Source organism: Pseudomonas sp. 10(2024), assembly GCF_045164175.1.
Classification (GTDB): domain Bacteria; phylum Pseudomonadota; class Gammaproteobacteria; order Pseudomonadales; family Pseudomonadaceae; genus Aquipseudomonas; species Aquipseudomonas alloputida.
Genome location: NZ_CP174006.1, coordinates 2,404,264 through 2,429,005, shown reverse-complemented (window position 1 = coordinate 2,429,005; position 24,742 = coordinate 2,404,264). Strand labels below are relative to the sequence as shown.

Here is a 24,742-nt window from a genome sequence, read left to right as displayed (position 1 = left end):
GGACAAGGAGGCTGGCATGAACAAGATGACGTTCCCCAACGCCTGCCAGGTGATGCGCTGGCATTTCCATCCGTTAGGTTTCGAGGCCAGCATGGATGCGCCGCGCAGCATGGTCGCTCGGCTGTTCGACCGCGCCAGCGGTGAAACCCTGCTGGCGATTGCGGGTATCCCCTGTGCAGCGATCATGGCCGCCGCCGATGTAGAGCGCATCATCGAGGCCGTCGAGGCGGAAATGGATGCCTTCATACCCGCCTTTACCTTGCGCGATGCAGTCTAGGCTCTGTACGAAAAGCCTTGATACTTGTTCATGCTGCGTTGAAAACAGCCTTACCGAGTATCAAGGCTTTTCATACAGCGCCTAGCCCGCAGCAGTGAGTTCCGGGCCCATGGCCTGCAACTTGCTCATGAACTGCTCGGCCGGCACGGGCTGGCCCAGCAGGTAGCCCTGCAACGAATCACATCCCAGACGGGTCAGGAAGTCCTGCTGCTTGTCGGTTTCAACCCCCTCGGCAACGATACGCAGGCCCAACGCCTGGCCCAGTGCGACGATTGCCGAAACAATCGCTGCATCGTCACTGTCCTGCTCCAGATCACGTACGAAGCCGCGGTCGATTTTCAGCTCGTTGGCTGGCAGGCGTTTGAGGTACATCAGGCTGGAATAGCCCGTACCAAAGTCATCGATGGACAAGTCCACGCCCATGTCGGACAGGCGCTGCAGCACGGTCAGGCTGGCGTCGGCATCGTGCATGGCGGTGGTTTCGGTAATTTCCAGTGTCAGGCAGTTGGCTGGCAAGCCGTTCTGCTGCAGGGCGCGGGCCACGCTGTCGACCAGACCGGCATGGCAGAACTGGATGGCCGACAGGTTCACCGCCATGCGCCAGCCATGATGCCCCTGGTCCAGCCACTGACGCATCTGACGGCAGGCCTCAGTGAGTACCCACTCACCAATGGGGATGATCAGCCCGGTCTTTTCCGCCAGGCCGATGAAGCGGTCAGGCAGCAGCAGGCCCTGCTGCGGGTGCTCCCAGCGCAGCAACGCTTCGGCACCGATCGGCTGGCAGGCCTGGGCGTCGAACTTGGGCTGGTAATGCAAGCGGAACTGGCGCTGCTCCAGCGCCAGGCGCAAGTCCTGCAACAGCTGCAACTGCTGGCGCGCATTGCTGTTCATCGACACATCGAAGAAGCTGTAACCGTTCTTGCCGGCGCTCTTGGCATGGTACATGGCAGCGTCGGCGTTACGCAGCAGCTCATGCTGGTCCTGGCCGTTGCCCGGATACAGGACGATGCCCAGGCTGGCCGACAGTTGCAGGTCGTGCTCGGCGACGCGGAAAGGCCGGGACACCAGGTTGACCTGCTTGACCGCCACGTCCATGGCATCGTTCGGCTCCTGCAGTTCCACCAGCAGCACGAATTCGTCGCCGCCAATCCGAGCCAGCGTGTCCTGGCTGTGCAGGTGGCCGCGCAGGCGGGCCGCTACCGCTTTGAGCAGAAGGTCACCGATATGATGGCCAAAGGCATCGTTGACGGGTTTGAAGCCGTCCAGATCAATGAACATCAGGGCAAAACAGCCGCCCTGCTCCGCCACTTTGGCGATGGCCTGTTCGATGCGGTCCGCCAGCAGGGTACGGTTGGGCAGATCGGTGAGGGTGTCGTGCAGGGCCAGTTGGGTCAGTTCCTGGTTGGCCAAGGTCAGCGAACGGGCCAACTCAGCAGTACGTGCCTCGAGACGCGCGTCCAGCACCGAAGTCAGCAAAGCCACTGCCAGTACTGCCAGCGTGGTGATCAGCACCAGGTAAACCAGGCTGTCACCCTGCAATCCGCCCCCCAGCGCGCCGCAGAAGCTGCCCTCGGGGAAGTTCGCCGCGGCCATGCCGGTGTAATGCATGCCAACGATGGCAACGCCCATGACCACCGCCGCCAGGCCGCGGATCTGCCGTACATAGGGGGTGTGTTTGCGCAGGCGGAAGGCAATCCACAATGCCGCCGCCGAGGCGCCTACGGCAATCAGCAGCGAAGCGCCGAACAACGTCGGGTCGTAATCGATGCCAGGCAGCATGCGCAGCGCGGCCATGCCGGTGTAGTGCATGCAAGCGATACCGGCGCCCATGATCAGCGCGCCGAACCCCAACTGCAGCGCTGGCAGGCTCGGCTGGCTGACCAGCCACAAGGCAAAGCCCGAGGACAGCACAGCGATCAGCAGCGAGAACGCGGTCAGGGCCAGGTCGTACCCCAAGTCGATGGGCAAGCTGAAGGCAAGCATGCCAATGAAGTGCATCGACCACACGCCGATGCCCATGGCCAACGCACCACCGCCCATCCACAGGCAGGCAGCGCGGCCCTTGGCCGTGGCGATGCGGCCGGTCAGGTCAAGGGCGGTATAGGATGCCAGGATCGCCACGCACAGCGAAATCAACACCAGCGAAGAGGAGTAGCTACCGGTCAGCATTGAGAGTTCCAGCGCCGGGAAAGGGGGCCCGGCAAAAGCTGACGATTGTACTCAAGCTTAAGCGAAACGCACGGGGTTTTTGCGAATGGGAATGGATCCAATAACCCCAGCGCCCCGCCCTTGCGCGTGGTCAATTCTGCTCGGCAAACGCCTGCTCTGCATCCCAGCCGCCGCCCAACGCAGCCACCAGTTGCACACTGGCCACCAGGCGCCCTTGCAGCAGGTTCAGCACACTGCGCTCGTTGCTCAGCGCCGTGGTTTGCACGTTGACCACATCCAGATAGCCGATCAGCCCGGCGCGGTACTGGTTCTCGGTCAGGCGCAACGACTCGCGGGCAGCATCAAGCGCCTCTTGGCGCACCACGGCTTCATCGCCATACACCTTCAGCTGAACCAGCAGGTTTTCCACTTCCCTGAAGCCGTCCAGCACGGTCTGGCGGTACTGCGCCACCGTCTGGTCATACACGGCCACCGTGCGGTCGACCTCGGCGCTGCGTTTGCCGGCGTCGAACAGGGTCAGCGCCAGCTGCGGGCCTACCGACCAGTAGCGGTTGGGCAGCTCGATCCAGTTGCTGAAGCTGCTGCTGGAATAACCGCCACTCATGCTCAGGCTGAGGTCCGGGAAGTAGGCTGCCCGCGACACCCCGATGTTGGCGTTGGCCGCCATCACGTTGCGTTCGGCTGCAGCGATGTCCGGGCGCCGCTCCAGCAGCTGCGAAGGCAGCGAAACCGGTATTTGCGGCAACGCGGGAATCGCCTTGCTGTCGGCCAGGGCGAAGTCGGCCGGAGCCTTGCCCAGCAGCACGGCGATGGCATTTTCGAACTGCGCACGCTGCCAGATCAGGTCAATCAGGTCAGCCTGGGTGCTTTTGAGCTGGGTGCGGGCCTGGGCCACAGCATCCGGGCCGGCGACACCGGCGCGGTACTGGTTTTCGTTCATTCGCAGCGAGCGCTCATAAGCCGCCACGGTGGCTTCCAGCAAGCGCTTCTGCTCATCGATAACCCGCAATTGCAGGTAGTTCTGCACCAGCTCCGACTGTTGGCTCAAGCGGATCGACGCAAGGTCGGCGAAACTGGCTTCGGCACTGGCTTCGTTGGCATTCAGGGTTTCGCGCAGCTTGCCCCACAGGTCGATCTCCCAGCTCACGCCCAACTGCGCGTTGTAGGTGTTGCGAATGCCGCTGCTGTTATTGGACAGGCTGGAACTGGAGCTGCCGGTGCCCTGCGCCGAGCGGTTCTTGCTGGTGCTCAGGTCCAGGCTGGGGAACAGCGCCGCACGGCTGCTGCGCACCAGCGCCTGGGCCTGGCGATACTGGGCTTCTGATTGCGCCACGGTCTGGTTGCTGCGGTTGAGCTCTTCGACCAGCGCATTGAGCCCGGCATCGCCGTAGATTTCCCACCAGGCGCCGCGGGCGATGGCGTCGGACGGCGAGGCCTGGGTCCAGCCTTCGGCGTGCTTGAACTGCGCCGCCGTGCTGTTCAGCTCGGGGCGGTGGTAGTCGGGGCTCAGGGTACAGGCACTGAGCAAGGCCACGCACAACCCGGCGCCGAGCAGGCGCGAGCCACGGCCACGGGTCAGTACCTGCAGGGCACGGTGAAGTGGGGTCTGGGCAAAAGTCATAGCGGGGTTTCCAGAGCGGCGTCGGTGCGCACGCCGCGCCAACGGTTGAAACGGTGGCGCAGGCGGTCCAGGTACAGGTAAACCACCGGCGTCGTATAAAGGGTGAGGATCTGGCTGAACACCAGGCCACCGATGATGGTCAGGCCCAGCGGCTGACGCATTTCTGCGCCTTCAGCCTGGCTCAGCAGCAACGGCAATGCGCCAAGGATCGCCGCCAGGGTGGTCATCAGGATCGGCCGCAGGCGCAGCAGGCAGGCCCGGCGGATCGACTCTTCCGGCGAAAAGCCCTGATGACGCTCCAGCTGCAAGGCCAGGTCGATCATCAGGATGGCATTCTTTTTCACCACCCCGATCAACAGGAACAGCCCCAGCAACGAGATCAGGCTGAACTCGCCACCGGTGACGTACAGCGCCAGCAAGGCACCGACGCCCGCAGAAGGCAGTGTCGAAAGAATGGTCAGCGGGTGAATGTAGCTTTCATACAGAATGCCCAGCACCAGGTACACCAGCAGCAGTGCGCCAAGGATCATGAAGGGCTGGCCCTGCTGGGTCTGGGCAAAGGCATCGGCAGTGCCGCCGAGCTTGGCAATCACCTCCTCGGGCAGGCCCAGTTTGGCCACCGCGCGTTCCAGTGCCGCCATGGCCTGGTCGGGGCTGTAGCCCTCGGCGATGTCGAAGGCGATGTCTTCCGAAGCGAACTGGCCTTCGTGGCTGACCCGGTCGTTGGCCAGGCTGTTCTCGTAGTGGGCGATGGTCGACAGCGGCACCCGGGCGCCGTCGGCGGTGATCACCTGCACTTGCTCCAGCGTGCTCGGGTCCCAGGCGTATTTCGGGTTGATCTCCAGCACCACCTGGTACTGGTTGAGGCTGTCGTAGATGGTGGAGATCTGCCGCTGGCTGTAGGCGTTGTTCAGTACTGCGGTGACCATGTCCATGTCGATGCCCAGGCGCTTGGCCTGGTCACGGTCGACCACCAGCGTCACCTGTTGGGTACCGGCACCATCGCGGGCGTCGATGGCGGTCAGCTCAGGCAGTGCACGCAGCGCCGCGACCACCTTGGGAAACCATTCGCGCAACGCCGCCAGGTCGCCGCTTTGCAGGGTATACAGGTACTGAGAAGAGGTCTGGTCACGCCCACCGCCCCCCAGTTGCAGGTCCTGGTCAGCCATCAGGAACAGGCGCCCGCCGGGCACCTTGGGCAGTTCCTTGCGCAGGCGCTCGATCACCTTCTGCGCGTCGATCTTGCGCTCGCTGATCGGTTTCAGGCGCACCAGCACAAAGGCGTTGTTGGTACCGCTGTTGCCACCGATGAAACCGGCGACGCTCTGTACTGCCGGGTCGGCCAGCAAGGCGCGGCGGTAGATTTCCATCTTCGGCTGCATCACCGTGAACGACAGGCCGTCGTCCCCCCGGATGAAGCCCATCAACTGGCCGGTATCCTGCTGGGGCATCAGCGTCTTGGGCACCACCACGTACAGGGCGATGTTGATGCCGATGGTGGCCAGCAGGCTGAGCAGGGTCAGCCGCTTGTGGCGCAGGGCCCAGCCCAGGCTGTGGTCATAGGCAGCAACCATGCGCTGATGCAGCGTGTCGCTCCAGCGCTGCAGGCGTGTCTGCTCGGCCTGTTGCGGCTTGAGCCAGCGGGCGCAGAGCATCGGTGTAAGGGTGAGCGACACCACCAGCGAGACGATGATCGCCGCCGCCAGGGTGATGGAAAACTCCTGGAACAGGTTGCGCACGATGCCGCCCATGAACAGGATGGAGACGAACACCGCCACCAGCGACACGTTCATCGACAGCAAGGTGAAGCCCACTTCCTTGGCGCCCAGGTAGGCCGCCTTCATCGGCGGCTGGCCGTTCTCGATGTGCCTGGAGATGTTTTCCAGCACCACGATGGCATCGTCCACCACCAGCCCGGTGGCAAGGATCAGCGCCATCAGCGACAGGTTGTTGAGCGAGAAACCGCACACGTACATGACTGCGAACGTACCCACCAGCGATACCGGCACCGCCAGGCTGGGGATCAGCGAGGCGCGCAGGCTGCCGAGGAACAGGTAGACCACCAGGATCACCAGCACCACGGCGATCAGCAGGGTGTGCTCGGCCTCTTTGAGGGTGGCCTTGATCACGGGCGAGCGGTCCATGGCCACGTTCAGTTGCACGCTGGCTGGCAGCAACGACTGCAGTGCCGGAAGCTGCGCCTTGATCTGGTCGACCGTTTCGATGATGTTGGCGCCGGTCTGGCGGTTGACCACCAGCAGCACCGCTGCCTGGTCGTTGAAGAAGCCGCTGTTGTAACGGTTTTCAACGCCGTCGGTGACGGTCGCCACGTCAGACAGGCGCAGAATGGTGCCGTTCTGTTGGCGGATCACCACCGGCTCGTAATCCTTGGCGCTTTCCAGCTGGTCGTTGGCCCGCACCTGCCAGTTGCGCTCGGCGTCTTCGACAAAGCCCATGGGCCGGCGCTGGTTGGCGTTGGATACTGCGGTGCGCACTTCGTCCAGCGACAGGTTGTACTGGTTGAGCAATTGCGGCTCGACGGCAATACGCACGGCCGGCAGCGAACTGCCACCGATCTGCACCTCCCCTACCCCCGACACCTGAGCCAGGCTCTGTGAAAGGATGGTGTCGGCCAGGTCATACAGCTGGCCTTTCTGCAACACATCCGAAGTCAGCGACAGCACCATGATCGGCGCCTGCGACGGGTTGATCTTCTTGTAGGTGGGCATGCTGCGCATGCCACTGGGCAGCAGGTTGCGGGTAGCGTTGATCGCCGCTTGCACCTCACGGGCTGCGCCATCGATGTCACGGCCCAACTCGAAGCCGATGACTACCCGTGTCGAACCCTGGTTGGAGCTGCTGGTGAGCGTGGTGACGCCGGCGATGCTGCCCAGCTTGCGCTCCAGCGGTGTGGCCACGGTGGACGCCATGACCTCGGGGCTGGCACCGGACAGGTTCGCCGACACCACGATCACCGGGAAGTCCATTTGCGGCAGAGGTGCCACCGGCAGCAAGCCAAAGCTGACCCCGCCCAGCAGCATGATCGCCAGGCTCAACAGCATGGTCGCCACCGGGCGACGAATGAAAGGCCCGGACAGGTTCATGCCTGGGCCTGCTTCACGTCAGTGGCCGGGCGCAGGCGGCGGGCCAGGCGATCGAAGTACAGGTAGATGACCGGAGTGGTGAACAGCGTCAGCACCTGGCTGACCAGCAACCCGCCGACCATCACCAGGCCCAGTGGCTGGCGCAGCTCGGCGCCCGAACCGGTGGCAAGCATCAGCGGCACCGCACCAAACAGCGCGGCCAGGGTGGTCATCAGGATCGGCCGGAAGCGCAGCAGCGCCGCCTGGTAGATGGCATCGCGCGGGCTCATGCCCTGATTGCGCTCGGCCTCCAGGGCGAAGTCGATCATCATGATCGCGTTCTTCTTGACGATACCGATCAGCAGGATGATGCCGATGATGGCGATCATGCCCAGGTCGTTACCGCTGATGAGCAAGGCCAGCAAGGCACCGACCGCCGCCGACGGCAGGGTCGAGAGGATGGTGATCGGGTGGATGTAGCTTTCGTACAGCACCCCCAGCACGATGTACATGGTCACCACCGCCGCCAGAATCAGCAGCAAGGTACTCGACAGCGACGCCTGGAAGGCCTCCGCCGCACCCTGGAAGCGGGTTTGCACGCCCAGCGGCATGCCGATGTCCTTCTGCACCTGCTCGATCACCTGCACGGCTTCGCCCAGCGATGCGCCGTGGGCCAGGTTGAACGACAAGGTCACCGCCGGGAACTGGCCAATGTGGGAAATAGCCAGCTGCGCTTGACGCTGCTCGATCCGCGCCAGCGCCGAAAGGCGCACCTGGCCGCCATCGGTGGCCTTGACGTGGATCGACTCCAGCGCCTGCGGGCCGATCGTGGCGGCGTCCCTGGACTGCAACACCACGCGGTACTGGCTGGCCTGGGTGTAGATGGTCGAGATCTGCCGCTGGCCGAAGGCGTCGTACAGGGCATTGGTGATCTGCGAGACGCTGATCCCCAGGCGGCTGGCCATGTCACGGTCGATTACCAGGTACACCTGCAAGCCCTTGTCCTGCAGGTCGCTGGCCACATCGGCCAGTTCCGGGCGATGCTGCAGCGCCTGCACCAGCTTGCCGCTCCACTGCGCCAGCAGGTCGGCGTCCGGCGACGACAGGCTGAACTGGTACTGGGTGCGGCTGACCCGGTCCTCGATGCTGAGGTCTTGCACCGGCTGCATGAACAGGCGGATGCCCACCAGCCGGTCGACCTGCGGCTGCAGGCGGCTGATCACTTCGCTGGCGCTGACATCGCGCTCGCCGTGGGGCTTGAGGTTGATCAGCAGGCGACCACTGTTGAGCGTGGCGTTGTCGCCGTCTACGCCAATGTAGGACGACAGGCTCTGCACGGCCGGGTCTTGCAGGATGACCTTGCTCAGGGCCTGCTGACGTTCGCTCATGGCGGCGAACGAGGTGGACTGCGGCGCTTCGGAAATACCCTGGATCACCCCGGTGTCCTGCACCGGGAAGAAGCCCTTGGGCACGACCATGTACAGGAACACCGTGAGCACCAGGCTGGCCACCGCCACCAGCAAGGTCAGCGGCTGATGCTTGAGCACCCACTGCAGGGCACTGCCGTAGTGCTGGATCAGCCAGTCGATCCAGGCGCCACTGGCGCGGTAGAAGCGGCCTTGTTCTTCTTCCTTGGGCTCGCGTTTGAGCAGACGCGCGCACATCATCGGCGTCAAGGTCAGGGACACCACCAGGGAAATCAGAATGGCCACTGCCAGCGTGATGGCGAACTCGCGGAACAGGCGACCGACCACGTCCGCCATGAACAGCAACGGGATCAGGACCGCAATCAGCGAGAAGGTCAGCGAAATCAGGGTGAAGCCAATCTGTCGGGCGCCCTTGAGTGCCGCCTGCATGGGCGTCTCGCCCTCTTCGATATGCCGGGAGATGTTCTCCAGCATGACGATGGCATCATCGACCACAAAGCCGGTGGCGATGGTCAGGGCCATGAGTGTCAGGTTGTTGACCGAGAACCCGGCCAGGTACATGACCCCGAACGTCCCGATCAGCGACAGTGGCACGGCAATCGACGGAATGAGGGTGGCGCTGAAACGGCGCAAGAAAACGAAGGTGACCATCACCACCAGAACGATGGCGATCAGCAGTTCGTGCTGCACGTCCTTGACCGCGGCGCGGATGGTCTGGGTGCGGTCGGTCAGCACCGATACATCGAGGCCCGCCGGCAGGTTGTCGGTGATCGACGGCAGCAGGCCCTTGATGCGGTCGACCACTTCGATCACGTTGGCGCCCGGCTGACGCTGGATGTTCAGCAGCACTGCGTGGTTCTGGTTCGCCCAGGCGGCCAGCCGCTCGTTCTCGGCGCCGTCGACGATTTCGGCCACATCTTTCAGGCGCAGCGGCGCACCGTTGTTGTAGGCCAGGATCAGGTTGGCGTATTCCTCGGGAGAACGCAGCTGGTCGTTGGCATCGAGCATCGACACCCGGGTCGGGCCGTCGAAGTTGCCTTTGGGCTGGTTGACGTTGGAGGCACCGATCAGCGTGCGCACGTCATCCAGATTCAAGCCATTGGCCGCCAGGGCGTCGACGTTGACCTTGATGCGTACCGCCTGGCGCTGGCCACCGGCAATGCTGACCATGCCCACGCCGCTGATTTGCGCAAGCTTTTGCGCCACGCGGGTATCGACCAGGTCGTTGAGCTTGGGCAGCGGCATGGTCTTGCTGGAGATGGCCAGGGTCAGCACCGGGGTGTCGGCCGGGTTGACCTTGTTGTACACCGGCGGTGCCGGCAGGTCACTGGGCAGCAGGTTGCTGGCGGCGTTGATCGCGGCCTGCACCTGTTGCTCGGCAACGTCCATGTTCATGTCGAGGTTGAAACGCAGGGTCAGCACCGACGCGCCGCCAGAACTGGTCGAGGCCATCTGTTCCAGGCCCGGCATCTGGCCGAACTGGCGTTCCAGCGGCGCGGTGACGGCGCTGGTCATCACCTGCGGGCTGGCGCCGGGGTAGAGGGTCATGACACGAATGGTCGGGTAGTCCACCTGCGGCAAGGCGGAAACCGGCAGCAACTTGTAGGCGATCAGCCCGGCCAGCACGATGGCCAGCATGCTCAGCGTGGTGGCGACCGGGCGCAGGATGAACAGGCGCGAGAGGTTCATGCGCCCGCCTTGCCTGCTGCGTTGCCGGGTTGTGCTTCACCTGTTTGCGCCGCGCCCTTGGCTTCCTGCCCTTGCAGGTGCTGGCCCGGGCTAGTCGGCACTTGCGAGCTGTCTTCGACCACTTCCACCTTGGTGCCTTCGCGCAGGCGGTCGGTGCCTTCCAGCACCAGACGGTCGCCGGCCTTCAAGCCGTCGAGAATGACGCTGTTCTCGCCATCGCTGGCACCCACCTTCAGCTTGCGGACATTGACGGTGCTCTGCTCATTGACCACATAGGCGAAGGTGCCATCGTTGCCAAACTGGATGGCCGCGGCCGGGGCCATGACCACCTGCTTGAGGGTGTCGGCCAGCAAGCGCACGTTGACGAACTGGTTGGGGAACAGGGCCAGGTCCTTGTTCTCGAAACGGCCTTTGAACTTGAGTGTGCCAGTGGTGGTGTCGATCTGGTTGTCGATGCTGCCCAGCACACCGGTGGACTGCAGCTTGCTGTCACCGCGGTCCCAGGCCTCGACCGGCAGGCTGGCGCCACTGCGGTAGCGCTCCAGCACCGTGCTCAGTTCGGTTTCCGGCAGGGTGAAGGCGACGTTGATCGGCTCGGTCTGGGTAATCACTACCAGCGCGGTGGTGTCGTTGGCGGCCACCAGGTTGCCCAGATCGAGCTGGCGCAGGCCCACCCGGCCACTGATGGGCGCACGGATCTGGGTGAAATCGAGGTTCAGGCGGGCGTCGTTGACCTGTGCCTGATTGGTCTTGACCAGCCCCTGGAACTGCGCAACCTGGGCTTCGGCGGTGTCCAGGGTTTGCTTGGCGATGCTGTCTTCGGCGTACAGGCCTTTATAGCGGGCCAGGTCGACCTGAGCATTCTTCAACTGCGCCTGGTTCTGCGCCAAGGTGCCTTCGGCCTGCTGCAGGGCGATGCGATAAGGGCGCGGGTCGATTTCGGCCAGCAGGTCGCCAGCCTTGACGCGCTGGCCTTCCTTGAAGTGGATTTTCACCAGTTCGCCAGCCACGCGGCTGCGCACATTGACCGTGTTGGTCGCGGTAACCGTGCCCAAGGCTTTGTAGTAGAGGGGGAAGTCGCCTGTCCGCACCGGCACGACGCGTACGGGTACCGGGTCGCTGGAGCCGCCAAAACCTGGGCGGCCGCCGATCATGCCCATGCCCTTGCCACCGCGCACGCCACCGGCTTCTTTATGCGCAGGCGTCGTTGCGGGCCACAGCCACCAGGCCAGTGCAGCCACCAGCAGCAGGATCAGCAGGCCGACGAGCCAGCGACGAAGGGAACGGGAATTGGACGCTTGCATGGGTTGAACGAACCTTGTTCGGAATGACGACTTGAGGAGGATGAACGATAAGCACTGCCATCGTTTTAGCAAAGGGCCTTTACCAGAGGTTTACCTTTGCCTGACGTTGCCAAGAGGCGGAATTTTAAATGAAAACGGCCCGGAACGTGTTCCGGGCCGTTACAGGGTGTTGCTTGGAGCGGTGGCGGGCCTGAAGGTTCGGTTGCCTGGTCTGGCCCTTTCGCGGGTGAACCCGCTCCTACGGGGATGTCACAGCCTTTGAAAACTGTGCCGCACGTTGTAGGAGCGGGTTTACCCGCGAAGAGGCCATCACAGGCTACAGACGCCCGCCCTGCCCCACGCAATCCTTACTTCAGTACAGCCAGCGCCGCGTCGTAGTTCGGCTCGTCAGCAATTTCGCCAACCAGTTCGCTGTGCAGCACCTTGTCGTTCTCGTCCAGCACCACCACGGCGCGGGCGGCCAGGCCGGCCAGCGGGCCGTCGGCGATGGCTACGCCGTAGTTTTCGAGGAACTCGCGGCCACGCAGGGTCGACAGGTTCTTCACGTTGTCCAGCCCTTCAGTGCCGCAGAAGCGTGCCTGGGCGAACGGCAGGTCAGCCGAGATGCACAGCACCACGGTGTTGGCGACGTCGTTGGCCTGGGCGTTGAACTTGCGCACCGAGGTGGCGCAGGTCGGGGTATCGACGCTTGGGAAGATATTCAGCACCTTGCGCTTGCCGGCGTAGTCTTTCAGCGACTTTTCAGCCAGGCCTTCACCTACCAGGGAGAAAGCCGGAGCCTGGGCGCCGGCCTGTGGCAGGTTGCCGTTGACCTGGACCGGGTTGCCTTTGAGAGTCACTTGAGCCATGACGAAATCCTTATGCGGGGTTTGAAAAGGACACTGAGTTAAGCATGAAGGCAGCCGGGTGCCTATGGGGGCAGGTGAAATTGTTCCATTGCCGGACGATTTTTGTGGACAAAAAATGCCAATAGCCGCGGTTACGGCCAGTTGCCTCACCGCTGCCGAACGCCCATCCCGGCCTCTCCATACAATTCCTACACCTCTATCGGAAGTTTCGCTACCAAGCTCACCTTGTACATCTTTAGCGTACTGATCTACTGGAGGACGAAAGCTATTTCTTGCAGTTCCAATCGAGGAGTTAATGGCATGAACCGCCCCGCTGGTTCGCTCCGGCGCCACCTGTGCTCAACGTTGCTGATTTTGTTATGTCTGCTGGGTGTGTTTCCTCTGGACGTGATCCTCCCATCATTCCCTGCGCTCTCAGAGGAGTTTCGGGTCGACACAAAACAGATTGCGTACTCAGTGAGCTTTTTTGCTGTTGGTGTGGCCATGGCGCAAATCGTGATCGGCCCACTGTCGGATGGCATCGGGCGCAAGCGTTTGTTGCTCGCTGGGTTGAGCGTATCCATTGTGGGGGCGCTCGGTTGCGTATTTTCAACTCATTATGAAACGTTCATGGCCTTTCGCTTGGTGCAGGCCCTGGGTTGCGGCAGCCTCGTGCTAGGCCAGGCGCTTGTGCAGGACCTCTACAGCGGTACACAACGCAATGCCATGCGCATCCTGTTAACAAGCGCGAGCGGGTTGTTCATCTCCCTGTCACCGCTGGCAGGTGCCTTTCTTCAACGGTCCTTTGGCTGGGAGGCCAGCTTTACGGCATTCGTGATCATCGCTGCAATCGTTTCACTTTTATCGTGTGTGCTGCTTCATGACACACCTGCGTCGCGCGACCGGGCGCCAAGCATGTCCAGTTATCGGGTGATGCTGCGAGACACGGACTATCTCGCGCATGCCATGCTCTCCAGCCTCGCCTTTGCCTGCCATTTTTCCTTTATCGTCATAGCGCCCTTGCTGCTGATGGGCAGGCTGCAGCTGACGGCCTATCAATTCTCTCTGGTCTTTATCGGCTATGGGTTGGCATACATCGTCGGCGGCATGGCTGCGACCTACCTGAACAGTCGCGTAAGCCCGCAAGCTCAAATAAAAGCAGGCTTGCTGCTTATAAGTACCGCGGGCATCACCCTTTTGATGTGGGAATGGGTGGCAGGTTTATCTGTGCTGGGGGTTCTACTGCCGATGATTGTCTGTACCACCGGAACAACCCTGGTACGCCCCGCCGCAACGACCCAGGCTTTGGCGCGCTATCCGCGTCAGGCAGGTGCGGCAGCGTCGCTCAATACGACGTTGCTGTTCGCCGGTGCCGGTTTGACGAGCAGTGTGGTCGCAGGTTTGGAAAGCGAGCTACCGGCAGGCTTGGGCGTGCTGTTCGTGGTGGCCAGCCTGTGCGGAGGGCGGCTGCTTGCATGCACCAAGGACGATGGAATGCAGCGCTGCTGAAACCTTGATCAGGCAAAAAAAATGCCCGGGTGGCGACAAGCGACCCGGGCATTCTTGAATGAAACGGGTGAATCAGCTTACAAGGCCGTACACCACCGAAGTCAGCGCAACCAGGCCGACCACAACGACGAACACGTTGGAGGCCGCACCGCTGTACTTGCGCATCGATGGCACACGGCGAATGGCGTACATCGGCATCAGGAACAACAGCACCGCGAGAATCGGGCCGCCGAGCGACTCGATCATGCCGAGAATGCTCGGGTTGAGCGTGGCGACGATCCAGCACACCACCAGCATCAGTGCGGCAACCACGCGGTCCAGGGCCTTGGCGCCTGGGCGCGCACCGGTCTTGGCGATGATGCCCTTCAGGCCTTCGCTGGCACCGATATAGTGGCCGAGGAACGACTTGGCGATGGCCACGAAGGCGATCAACGGCGCAGCGAACGCGATGGTCGGGTTGCTGAAGTGGTTGGCCAGGTACGACAGGATCGACAGGTTCTGCGCCTTGGCTTCGGCCAGCTGGGCGCTGCTCAGGGTGAGCACGCAGCTGAACACGAAGAACAGCACCATCACCACCATCAGCAGGTGGGCACGACGCAGGATCTGGCCGCTGCGCTCGTCGGCGTGCTCGCCGTAACGGCGCTTCTGATCGACGGCAAAGGCCGAAATGATCGGCGAATGGTTGAACGAGAACACCATCACCGGAATGGCCAGCCACAGGGTATGCAGGAAGGCCGAGGCCGGCGGCACCTCTGTGGCGCTGTCGAGAATGCCACCGGTCCAGTGCGGCACCAGGTACAGGCCCAGCAACGCCAGCGCAACGATGAACGGGTAGACCAGCAGGCTCATGACCTTGACCGTGGCCTGCTCCCCGCAGCGCACGATGGCCAGCAGACCGAGGATCAGCACGAATGACAGGATTGCCCGAGACGGCGGCTGCATGTGCAGCTGGTGTTCCATGAAGCTGGACACGGTGTTGGTCAGCGCCACGCTGTAGATAAGCAGGATCGGGAAGATGGCGAAGAAGTACAGCACGGTGATCGAGGCACCGGCGGTGATGCCGAAATGCTCCTTGACCACTTCGGTGATGTCGCTGCCATCGCGCCCGGAAAGGACGAAACGGGTCAGCCCGCGATGGGCGAAATAGGTCATCGGGAAGGCCAGCACGGCCAGGATCAGCAGCGGCCAGAAGCCGCCAAGGCCGGCGTTGATCGGCAGGAACAGTGTCCCGGCGCCGATGGCTGTGCCGAACAGGCCCAGCATCCAGGTGGTGTCGTGACGCGCCCAGGTGCCGAGGGCGGCGGGGGTCGATTCTGCAAAGCGTTGTTCAACGCTTGGGGCCTGCTCATTCATTCCGGGTGAAGCTCCACTCGCAAGACTGCAACAGGCTGAGAATGGCGAAATAGACGTTTCGCCCAACTCAACCGGAAAAGAGGGGCGCGATTGTGCACGGAAAGGTTGCACTTGCGAAGCCCTTTTCCGAGGAGCGGTTGCACTTGTCTTTACAAGCGGAAGGCATTGCTGGTGTCGATCGATGGAATGTAGCGGCCTGGAGGCCTGTGGGGCCGCCTCTGGGGGCCGCCTGTGGGAGCGGCCTGTGGGAGATTCTATGGTTTTCAGCAAGCCAATTTTCGGCTTTTGGTGACGTATTCGCCCTGATCTCGCATCAGGGCGAATGCGACGCGAGCGAGCTTGCGAGCCAAGATCACTAATGCCTGAGTCGTTGCTTTACCGTTGCTCCGATACTGCTCATACACGTCTTTCCAGGTAGCTGACCTACTGGCCGACATCGCTGCGTTATGCAACAAACGACGGATCTCCGAACAGCCTCGCTTTGTAAGGCGGCGGCGTCCATTCTTTTGCCCGGAGTCATTCACTCGCAGATCCATCCCCAAGAAGGCGATGTAAGCGTCACTGCTTTTGAATTCGCCTCTGATAAATGCCATTACCAGTGCTGACGCTGTGAGAAAACCAATACCTTCCACGGCTTGGCAGCGAATAACCTGTTCAAGCAGCCCTGCCTCTCGCAATACTTCTTTGATCTTCTTTTGTATCAGCAAGTCCAGCCGTTCTATCGACTTGACGAAGGTTTCGAAGGCCGCTTTCAACAGGCCCTCGTTAGCCCAGCTCTGCGTCATTGCAGTACGTGCCGATACCAGCGCAGCCCTGCGCCGCAGAAGGCTCTGCAGCTTGCCGTAGACGGCGGGAGGCGGGGTCCAAGGGCGAAGATCCTCACCCTCGTTTTTCAGAAAACGGGACAGTAACCGCGCATCGGACGGGTCAGTTTTGACTCGGCCGCCAACACTCTTGCGATAGTTACTCAGTTGAAATCCATCAATGACATAAACATCGAAGCCCATGCCATGGGCTAGCTCGACCAGATCCAAGTGATAGATGTTGGTCGCTTCAACGGCGATAGCCGTGTTCAGTGGCTGCTGCCTGAGCCACTTATTGATTTCAGATTTAGAGTTTTTCAGCTTGATGATCTCATCACGCTCCTCGTGATGGATCACCAATTCAGCTTTTGCAACGTCCGCTCCGATGATCGACTTCACTACCTGCATTGCCATCGGCGGCTCTCCACGTTATGGTTTTTCGGCTTGAGGGGCTTTCACCAAGAGGCGCTGGCTTGCTTCTATCGTCGCTTGCAAACGATGCATTCTTTATCGGCGCTTTGGTGGAAGGGGTGGGGCGATGTCTCCCACGGTCTGTACTGCTCGTAACAGTCAGAATCGGGCATTTAGTCCCACCACCCCTTCAAGTCTAACCATACAAGCGGGCTTGCCCGCGAAGCCAACACCGTGGTGAATGGCACGGGCTTCGCCCGTGTTCGCGGGCAAGCCCGCTCCCACAGGGATCACGCCAGCTTTCAGAAATTGAGCAAGACAGTTGCTCCCACAAAGTCCAACCGCGCCCCACAGGAGGGGCCGCAGTTGGCACGTTGGCGAGTTACTTCTGAACGGCAGCGAACGCTTCGGCAACCCGTTGCAGGTTGGCCGGGCGCAGGCCGGACATGCACACACGGCCGCTGTCGATCAGGTACACGCCAAACTCGTCACGCAGGCGACGTACCTGCTCGACGCTGAAGCCGGTGTAGCTGAACATGCCGCGCTGGCGCAGGAAGAACTGGAAGTCCTGGCCCGGCAGCAGCACGGCCAGGGCATCGACCAGCGCCTGGCGCATGTCGAGAATACGCTTGCGCATCACTTCGACTTCTTCGGCCCACTGGGCATTCAGGCCAGCATCGCTCAGTACGCCGGCAACCAGCTGGGCGCCGAAGTTGGGCGGGCTGGAGTAGTTGCGGCGCACGGTGGCCTTCAGCTGGCCAAGCACGCTCTGGGCAGTGGCCTCGTCATCGCACACCACCGACAGGCCGCCCACCCGCTCGCCATATAGCGAGAAGATTTTCGAGAAGGAGTTGCTCACCAGGCACGGAACGCCGGCACGGGCCATTTCGCGGATGGCGTAGGCGTCTTCTACCAAGCCTTCGGCGAAGCCTTGATAAGCGATGTCGAGGAACGGGATCAGCTGGCGCGCCTTGACCACTTCGACTACTTGTTGCCACTGGTGCTGCTCTAGATCGGCACCAGTAGGGTTGTGGCAGCACGGGTGCAGCAGCACCACGCTGTTGGCCGGCAGGCTCTGCAAGGTGGCCAGCATGCCGTCGAAGTCCACGCCACGGGTGGCCTGGTCGAAGTACGGGTAGGTGTGCACCTTGAAGCCTGCACCTTCAAAGATGGCGCGGTGGTTGTCCCAGGTCGGGTTGCTGACCCAGACTTCAGACTGCGGGAAGTAGCGCTTGAGGAAGTCGGCACCGACCTTCAGGGCGCCGGAGCCACCCACGGTCTGTACGGTGGCCACCCGGCCGCCGGTCACGGCCGGGTGATCAGCACCGAACAGCAGCGCCTGGATGGCTTGGCGGTAGCTGGCCAGGCCTTCCATCGGCAGGTACAGAGAGGCTTCGTGGTCCTGACCGGCAATGCGTTTTTCCACCGCATCCACCGCCGCCAGTTGCGGCACCACGCCGGCCTCATCGTAGTACAGGCCAATACTCAGGTTGACCTTGTCGGCGCGCGGGTCGGCCTTGAAGGTTTCCATCAACGAGAGGATCGGGTCGCCGGCATAGGCATCGACATGTTTGAACACAGCGTGCAGCTCCTTGGATCAGGACGGTACGGAAAGTCAGTGTTGAGCATACCCGGAGTGCGGGTTCAGGAACATCCACTATTGTGCAAGGTTGTCTATGCAACATTGCATGGCTGAAAATTCGTGCTGGATTCTTCGCGGGTAAACCCGCTCCTACGGGTTCAGCGCACAGCCTGGGAACAGCTCAGGCACCTGTGGGTTTACCCGCGAAGAGACCGGGTCATCCAAGCAGCGCTTTCAGGCCTTGCAACTCCTGCTCGGTCACCGCCACCCCCTCCTCCTCGGCCACCTCGCGCTCACGATAGCGCCGCTCGCCCGGCATGCGCGTCAGCCCCACCGCCTGCATGTGCTCCACCAGCTCGCGGCTGCGCTGGGCAAACCGCTGGCCTTCGGCCTTGCCCGGGTCGATGACGATGATCAACTGCCCGGTCCATGGCGTTTTCGCCCCCGGATGCCCGGACCAATCGAACTCCCAGGAGAAATGACCGCCGGTCAGCGCCGCCGCCAGCAGCTCGACCATCATCGACAACGCCGAGCCCTTGTGCCCGCCAAATGGCAGCAAGGCACCGCCTTCCAGGATCGCCTTCGGGTCGGTAGTCGGCTGGCCATCGGCATCCACCCCCATGCCCTCCGGCAATTGCTGGCCAGCACGTGCGGCAATCTGCACATCGCCATGGGCCATGGCACTGGTGGCCATGTCGAAAACGATCGGGTCATGCTCGGCGCAAGGCGCAGCGAAAGCGATGGGATTGGTACCGAACAGCGGCTTGCGTGCACCATGCGGCACCACGCAGGTCATGCTGTTGACCACGCTGAGGGCTACCAGGCCCTCTTCGGCGAACGGCTCGACATCCGGCCACAACGCAGCGAAATGGTGCGAGTTGTGGATCGCCAGCACGGCAATGCCCGCGCTGCGCGCCTTCGCCACCAACAGCTCACGGGCCGCCTCCAGTGCCGGCTGGGCAAAACCGCCCGCAGCATCGACGCGCACATAGCCGGCGGCCACGTCGCTGACCTGTGGCGTGGCCTGGCCATCGACCCAGCCGCTGGCCAAGGTCGAGACATAACCGGGCATGCGGAACACCCCATGGCTATGGGCGCCATCACGCTGGGCGCTGGCGCAGTTGTGGGCCAGCACCCGGGCCACGGCCTCGCTGCACCCATGGCGCTGGAAAATGGCCTGCAACAGGCTTTGCAGCTCGGTAAAAGGCACGCGCACAACGGTGCTGGTGGAAGGTGCGGACATCTGAAGCTCCTTGTTGATTTTGGAATGGCTACAGCGTTGCAACGACAAAAACTTTCCTTCATGTGACAGCAATCTGTCAAATGTTGACTTGATGACAGAAAACATTCATTTTCTTCCCAAGCCTCACCCCTGGAGCCGCAGCATGAGCCAACTGATCAAGCAACGCCTGGAAAACAGCCTCGCAGGGGCCGCTGCCTCGGGTCGCAAGATCGCCACCTACATGCTTGCCAACCTGCACGAACTGCCGTTCCAGACCTCGGCCAGCATTGCCGCCAAGCTGGGCGTCAGCGAATCCAGCGTCGGGCGCTACTGTCGCTCACTGGGTTATGCCCACCTCAAGGCGCTTAAGCAAGACCTGCAGAACGATCTGGGCGATGGCCCGTGGCTGGTGGGTGATCGCCTGCAAGATTACCGCCAGAACCAGGACGCCAGCGACAACGCCGGCAGCCTGGAGCTGGAAATCGCCGCCCTGGTGCGCGTACACGAATACCGCCAGAGCCCCGCCTGGCACCACGTGGCGCAACGCCTGGCGAGCAAACCGCGGGTGTTCATCGCCGGCTTCCAGACCGAGCGCGGCATCGCCATGTGCATGAGCCACCTGCTGCAATACCTGCGCGATGGCGTGCAACTGGTCGACATCAGCGCCGGGCACTTCGGCGAAGTGCTGCTGGGCCGTGCCGAAGACAGCGCCCTGGTGGTGTTCGAGGCGCGCCGTTATTCCCGCCATGCCCTGATGCTGTGCCAGAAGGCGCGCGAGGCTGGCATTGCGGTCACCCTGGTGACCGACACCTTCTGTGACTGGGCGGATGCCAATGCCGACGAGGTGTTCCGCATCCCCACCGAGTTCAACCTGTTCTGGGAATCCACCTCGACGATGCTGTCGTGGGTGCATCTGATGGTCAACGAGGTCTGCAAGAAGCTCGGACCGGATGTTGAAAAACGCTTGGAAGCAACTGCCGCTCTACATAACGAATTCGTCGGCTACACCTCGTGGTCGACGGGCAAACAACAATAGCAAGAGTGCAATGAGGTGCGAGATGAACAAGTCCATGGCCTTGCTGGGTGCGTGCGCCCTGCTGCTGGCGGGTGCCGCCAGCGCTGAAACCCTGCGGTTCGCCACCGAGGGTGCCTACCCGCCCTTCAACTATGTAGACGCCGATAACAAGCTGCACGGCTTTGATGTCGACATCACCCATGCCCTGTGCGAACAGATGAAAGTCGAATGCACGCTGGTGGCCCAGGACTGGGAAGGCATCATCCCCGCCCTGATGGCGCGCAAGTATGACGCGGTAGTGGCGTCGATGATCGACACCGAAGAGCGGCGCAAGAAGATCGCCTTCACCGACCGCTACTACCGCACGCCCCTGACCGTGGCGGTTGCCAAGGACAGCAAGATCGACAGCGCCCAGACCGACTTTGTCGGCTACACCGTCGGTGCGCAGTCTTCCTCTACCCAGGCCATCTACGCCGAAGACGTGTACGGCAAGGCCGGTGCCGACGTGAAACTGTACCCGACCATGGACGAAGCCAACGCAGACCTGGCGGCCGGCCGCCTGGACGGCGTGATTGCTGACAAATTCCCGCTGCACGAGTGGATGAACAAGAACGGCGGGGATTGCTGCAAGATCCTTGGCGACGTGGCGGACACCAAGGCCGATGCCGCCATCGCTGTGCGCAAGGACGACGAAGCCCTGCGCCAGCGCCTGAATACCGCGCTGCAACAGATTGTGGCCAACGGCACCTACCAGAAGATCGCCAGCAAATATTTCGCTTTCGATATCTACAACTGATCTTCAGGAAGTTGTGCGAATGCCCAGTGGGGGCGGCCTTGCGTCGCGACAGGGCCGCAAGGCCGCTCCCCCAAGGCCGCATAACCTGCCCAAGAGGTTCGTCATGCTCGATCAATTGTCCTTGCTGTCTTTCGCCAGCGGAGGCTGGGGCCAGGCGTTGCTGGCCGGCGCGCTGGTTACTGTTTCCCTGGCCCTGGCCTGCCTGCCCATCGGCCTGCCACTGGGCCTGGTGGTCGCGCTGGCGGCGCGCTCGCGCAAACGCCTGCCACGGGCCTGGGCCACCACTTTTTCCACCGTCTTCCGCGGCCTGCCCGAGCTGCTGACGTTGCTGATCATCTATTACGGCTGCCAGATCGCCGCGCAGAAGATCCTCGCCGCCATGGGCTACCAAGGCGAGTTCCTCATCAACACCTTCCTCGCCGCGATGATCGCCTTCAGCCTGGTGTTCGCAGCGTTTTCCAGCGAGATCTGGCTGGCCGCCTTCAAGACCCTGCCCAAGGGCCAGCTGGAAGCCTGCTCGGCGCTTGGGCTTAGCAAGCGCACCGGTTTCTTCAAGGTGCTGCTGCCGCAACTGACCCGCATCGCCCTGCCCGGCTTGTCCAACAACTGGCTGTCGCTGCTCAAGGACACCTCGCTGGTGTCGACCATCTCGCTGGTCGACCTGATGCGCCAGACCAACCTGGCGGTCAGCGTAACCAAGGAGCCGATGTTCTTCTACGGCGTCGCCTGCCTGGGCTACCTGCTGTTCGCGGCACTGTCCGGGCGCGTGTTCGCCTACATCGAACGGCGCAGCAACCGCCACCTGCAAGGAGCACGCGCATGAGCTTCGATCAACTGCTGGCAATGGTGCTCGACCCCGACCTGCTGGAGCGCTATGGCCCGCGCTTCATCGACGGCCTGCTGGTAACCGCCAAGCTGGTGGCGATTTCCTTCAGCCTGGGTGCTGTGCTCGGTCTTCTGCTGGCCCTTGCACGCCTGTCTCGCAGCCTGGTGCTGCAGCGCATGGCCGCCGGCTACGTGTACTTCTTCCGCGGATCGCCGCTGCTGGCGCAATTGTTCCTGCTGTATTACGGCCTGGGTTCGCTCAAGGGTTTCTGGCAGGACGTCGGCCTGTGGTGGTTCTTCCGGGATGCGTGGTTTTGCACCTTGCTGGCGTTCACCCTGAACACCGCCGCCTATCAGGCCGAGATCTTCCGCGGCAGCCTGATGGCGGTTGCGCCTGGCCAGCATGAAGCGGCGCGGGCGCTGAACCTGAAGCGCTCGACCACCTTCTTCAAGGTGATATTGCCGCAGTCGCTGCTGGTGGCCATTGGCCCGCTGGGCAACGAACTGATCCTGATGATCAAGGCCAGCGCGATCGCCTCGCTGGTGACGATCTACGACCTGATGGGCGTGACCAAACTGGCCTTCTCGCGCAGTTTCGACTTCCAGATCTACCTGTGGGCCGCTGTGCTCTACCTGGTGATCGTCGAACTGGTGCGGCGCCTGCTGAAACACCTGGAGGCCCGCCTGGGCCGCCACCTGAACTGACCGAAGGATACGTTTCATGCATTGCCAGACCCTTGTCCTCGGCGCCGGCATCGTCGGCGTCAGCACCGCGCTGCACCTGCAGGCACGCGGGCGCCAGGTAATTCTGATCGACCGCGACGAACCGGGCAGTGGCACCAGCCACGGTAACGCCGGGCTGATCGAGCGTTCCAGTGTCATCCCCTATGCCTTCCCGCGGCAACTGAGCGCACTGCTGCGCTACGGCCTGAACCGCCAGCCCGATGTGCGCTACAGCCTGGCGCACTTGCCCAAGGCCGCACCGTGGCTGTGGCGTTACTGGCGCCAGTCGGCACCCGGGCGCCTGGCCGGCGCCGCCGCCGATATGTTGCCGCTGGTGCAGCGCTGTGTCGACGAGCATGACGCGCTGATCGCTGCCGCCGGCCTGGAAGGCCTGGTGCAAGCCAAAGGCTGGATCGAAGTGTTCCGCGACCCCGCGCTGTTCGAGCAGGCAAAAACCGATGCCAAGGGCCTGAGCCGCTACGGCTTGCGCTTCGAAATCCTTGAATGCGGGCAGCTGCAGGCACGTGAACATCAGCTGGACGCCACCGTGGTCGGCGGCATCCACTGGCTCGATCCGAAAACCGTGAACAACCCCGGCGCGCTCACCCGTGGCTATGCGGCGTTGTTCCTGCAACGCGGCGGGCAGTTCGTGCATGGCGATGCGCGCAGCCTGCGCCAGGCCAATGGCCAATGGCGGGTAGAGAGCCGTCGCGGCCCGATCACTGCCGACGAGGTGGTGGCCTGCCTTGGGCCTCAGTCAGCCGACCTGTTCAGCGGCCTGGGCTACCAGATCCCGCTGGCCATCAAGCGGGGCTACCACATGCACTACAGCACCCGTGACGGCGCTCAGCTGGAGCACTCGATCTGCGACACCCAAGGCGGCTATGTACTGGCGCCGATGGCGCGCGGCGTGCGCCTGACCACCGGCATCGAGTTCGACGCAGCCAGTGCACCTGGCAATCAGATTCAGCTGGGCCGCTGCGAGGCCTTGGCGCGCAAGCTGTTCCCGGCCCTCGGCGATCGTCTGGACGACACGCCATGGCTGGGCCGCCGCCCCTGCCTGCCCGACATGCGCCCAGTGATCGGGCCGGCGCCGCGCCACCCAGGGCTGTGGTTCAACTTCGGCCATGCCCATCACGGCCTCACGCTGGGCCCGGTCTGCGGCCGGCTGCTGGCCGAGCTGCTCACTGGCGAGCCCCCCTTCACCGACCCCGCGCCTTACAGCGCGACCCGTTTCGACTGAACCCACGCGGGAGAACAACAAGATGACCGCACCACTGAGCCTTGCCACCCTTGCCCCCGAACCCGACCCGCGTCCGGTGCTGATTCGCATCGAAGGCCTGAACAAGCACTATGGCGCGTTCCACGTGCTGCGCGACATCGACCTGCAGGTGCGCGAAGGCGAACGCATCGTACTGTGCGGGCCGTCCGGCTCGGGCAAGTCGACCCTGATCCGCTGCATCAACCGCCTGGAAGTCGCCCAGCAGGGCAGCATCCAGGTAGACGGCATCGACCTGGCGGCCACCACACGCGAGGCGGCACAGGTGCGCAGCGACATCGGCATGGTGTTCCAGCACTTCAACCTGTTCCCGCACATGAGCGTGCTCGACAACTGCCTGCTGGCCCCCACCAGCGTGCGCGGGCTGTCACGCAAGGACGCCGAGGAGCGGGCACGCATGTACCTGAGCAAAGTCGGCATCGAAAGCCAGGCGCACAAGTACCCCAGCCAGCTGTCCGGCGGCCAGCAGCAGCGCGTGGCAATCGCCCGGGCGCTGTGCATGAAACCGCGGATCATGCTGTTCGACGAGCCCACTTCGGCGCTGGACCCGGAAATGGTCGCCGAGGTGCTGGATGTGCTGGTGCAGTTGGCTGGCACGGGCATGACCATGCTGTGCGTCACCCATGAAATGGGCTTTGCCCGGCAGGTAGCCGAGCGGGTGCTGTTCCTTGAGGGTGGGCAGATCATCGAGGACAGCCCGCCGCAGGTGTTCTTCAACCAGCCGCGCACCGAGCGGGCCAAGGCGTTCCTGGCGCAGATCCTGCACTGATTGAAAGCCTGTCACTGTGGGAGCGGGTTTACCCGCGAAGAAGACACCGCCGTGGATG

At 62.8% G+C, this 24,742-nt stretch carries 18 protein-coding genes; 8 read left to right on the top strand and 10 right to left on the bottom strand.

Annotated features, from left to right (window positions below; translation table 11 throughout):
- Positions 1 to 16: 16 nt before the first annotated feature.
- Positions 17 to 277, top strand: coding sequence for a DUF1652 domain-containing protein (locus ACI7M0_RS10920; protein ID WP_003247746.1), 261 nt, complete (start codon positions 17 to 19; stop codon positions 275 to 277).
- 81 nt (positions 278 to 358) lie between these two features.
- Here ACI7M0_RS10920 and ACI7M0_RS10915 read toward each other — a convergent pair whose 3' ends face one another.
- From ACI7M0_RS10915 to tpx, 6 genes are all read right to left on the bottom strand, one after another.
- On the bottom strand, positions 359 to 2,446 hold the full coding sequence (locus ACI7M0_RS10915) for a bifunctional diguanylate cyclase/phosphodiesterase (RefSeq protein ID WP_104961483.1): 2,088 nt from the start codon (positions 2,444 to 2,446) through the stop codon (positions 359 to 361).
- 130 nt (positions 2,447 to 2,576) lie between these two features.
- The gene (locus tag ACI7M0_RS10910) at positions 2,577 to 4,067 is read right to left on the bottom strand and encodes an efflux transporter outer membrane subunit (RefSeq protein WP_129933190.1); all 1,491 of its coding nucleotides are present in this window, start codon (positions 4,065 to 4,067) and stop codon (positions 2,577 to 2,579) included.
- On the bottom strand, positions 4,064 to 7,171 hold the full coding sequence (locus ACI7M0_RS10905) for an efflux RND transporter permease subunit (protein WP_129933192.1): 3,108 nt from the start codon (positions 7,169 to 7,171) through the stop codon (positions 4,064 to 4,066). The genes ACI7M0_RS10910 and ACI7M0_RS10905 overlap by 4 nt, the downstream gene beginning before the upstream one ends.
- Positions 7,168 to 10,266: an MdtB/MuxB family multidrug efflux RND transporter permease subunit gene (locus ACI7M0_RS10900; protein ID WP_129933195.1), complete on the bottom strand. Its 3,099-nt coding sequence runs from the start codon at positions 10,264 to 10,266 to the stop codon at positions 7,168 to 7,170. The genes ACI7M0_RS10905 and ACI7M0_RS10900 overlap by 4 nt, the downstream gene beginning before the upstream one ends.
- Entirely contained in the window at positions 10,263 to 11,570 is a 1,308-nt protein-coding gene (locus tag ACI7M0_RS10895; protein WP_104961479.1) for an MdtA/MuxA family multidrug efflux RND transporter periplasmic adaptor subunit, read from the bottom strand. The genes ACI7M0_RS10900 and ACI7M0_RS10895 overlap by 4 nt, the downstream gene beginning before the upstream one ends.
- A gap of 347 nt (positions 11,571 to 11,917) precedes the next feature.
- Complete coding sequence (tpx, locus tag ACI7M0_RS10890) at positions 11,918 to 12,418, bottom strand: thiol peroxidase (RefSeq protein ID WP_104961478.1); 501 nt, start codon at positions 12,416 to 12,418, stop codon at positions 11,918 to 11,920.
- A 300-nt stretch (positions 12,419 to 12,718) separates the two neighbouring features.
- Here tpx and ACI7M0_RS10885 point away from each other — a divergent pair, with 300 nt between their 5' ends.
- Entirely contained in the window at positions 12,719 to 13,906 is a 1,188-nt protein-coding gene (locus tag ACI7M0_RS10885; RefSeq protein ID WP_129933197.1) for a Bcr/CflA family efflux MFS transporter, read from the top strand.
- A gap of 72 nt (positions 13,907 to 13,978) precedes the next feature.
- Here the strand turns inward: ACI7M0_RS10885 and ACI7M0_RS10880 are convergent, their stop codons facing one another.
- The 4 genes from ACI7M0_RS10880 to ACI7M0_RS10865 all read right to left on the bottom strand — a co-directional run bounded on the left by ACI7M0_RS10880 (position 13,979) and on the right by ACI7M0_RS10865 (position 19,298).
- Complete coding sequence (locus ACI7M0_RS10880; RefSeq protein ID WP_129933200.1) at positions 13,979 to 15,259, bottom strand: serine/threonine transporter; 1,281 nt, start codon at positions 15,257 to 15,259, stop codon at positions 13,979 to 13,981.
- Between the two features lie 263 nt (positions 15,260 to 15,522).
- Positions 15,523 to 16,476 carry an IS110 family transposase gene (locus tag ACI7M0_RS10875; protein WP_392523497.1) on the bottom strand — a complete coding sequence of 318 codons (954 nt, stop codon included), beginning with the start codon at positions 16,474 to 16,476 and terminating at the stop codon, positions 15,523 to 15,525.
- Between the two features lie 379 nt (positions 16,477 to 16,855).
- A complete protein-coding gene (locus ACI7M0_RS10870) occupies positions 16,856 to 18,052 on the bottom strand; it encodes an amino acid aminotransferase (RefSeq protein ID WP_103462591.1) in 1,197 nt (398 codons plus the stop codon).
- Positions 18,053 to 18,272: 220 nt separating this feature from the next.
- Positions 18,273 to 19,298 carry an Ldh family oxidoreductase gene (locus ACI7M0_RS10865; protein WP_129933971.1) on the bottom strand — a complete coding sequence of 342 codons (1,026 nt, stop codon included), beginning with the start codon at positions 19,296 to 19,298 and terminating at the stop codon, positions 18,273 to 18,275.
- Positions 19,299 to 19,440: 142 nt separating this feature from the next.
- Between ACI7M0_RS10865 and ACI7M0_RS10860 the strand changes: the two genes are divergently transcribed.
- The 6 genes from ACI7M0_RS10860 to ACI7M0_RS10835 all read left to right on the top strand — a co-directional run bounded on the left by ACI7M0_RS10860 (position 19,441) and on the right by ACI7M0_RS10835 (position 24,684).
- Positions 19,441 to 20,313: a MurR/RpiR family transcriptional regulator gene (locus tag ACI7M0_RS10860; RefSeq protein ID WP_129933972.1), complete on the top strand. Its 873-nt coding sequence runs from the start codon at positions 19,441 to 19,443 to the stop codon at positions 20,311 to 20,313.
- Positions 20,314 to 20,335: 22 nt separating this feature from the next.
- Entirely contained in the window at positions 20,336 to 21,088 is a 753-nt protein-coding gene (locus ACI7M0_RS10855) for a transporter substrate-binding domain-containing protein (RefSeq protein WP_104961475.1), read from the top strand.
- A 103-nt stretch (positions 21,089 to 21,191) separates the two neighbouring features.
- Entirely contained in the window at positions 21,192 to 21,911 is a 720-nt protein-coding gene (locus tag ACI7M0_RS10850; protein WP_003247720.1) for an ABC transporter permease, read from the top strand.
- Positions 21,908 to 22,618, top strand: coding sequence for an ABC transporter permease (locus ACI7M0_RS10845; protein WP_003247716.1), 711 nt, complete (start codon positions 21,908 to 21,910; stop codon positions 22,616 to 22,618). Before ACI7M0_RS10850 ends, ACI7M0_RS10845 begins: the two co-directional genes overlap by 4 nt.
- A 16-nt stretch (positions 22,619 to 22,634) precedes the next feature.
- Positions 22,635 to 23,879, top strand: a complete 1,245-nt coding sequence (locus ACI7M0_RS10840) for an FAD-binding oxidoreductase (protein WP_010954442.1) — start codon at positions 22,635 to 22,637, stop codon at positions 23,877 to 23,879.
- A gap of 22 nt (positions 23,880 to 23,901) precedes the next feature.
- Positions 23,902 to 24,684 (top strand): amino acid ABC transporter ATP-binding protein, encoded by a 783-nt coding sequence (locus ACI7M0_RS10835; protein WP_010954443.1) that lies wholly within the window; start codon positions 23,902 to 23,904, stop codon positions 24,682 to 24,684.
- Positions 24,685 to 24,742: the final 58 nt, after the last annotated feature.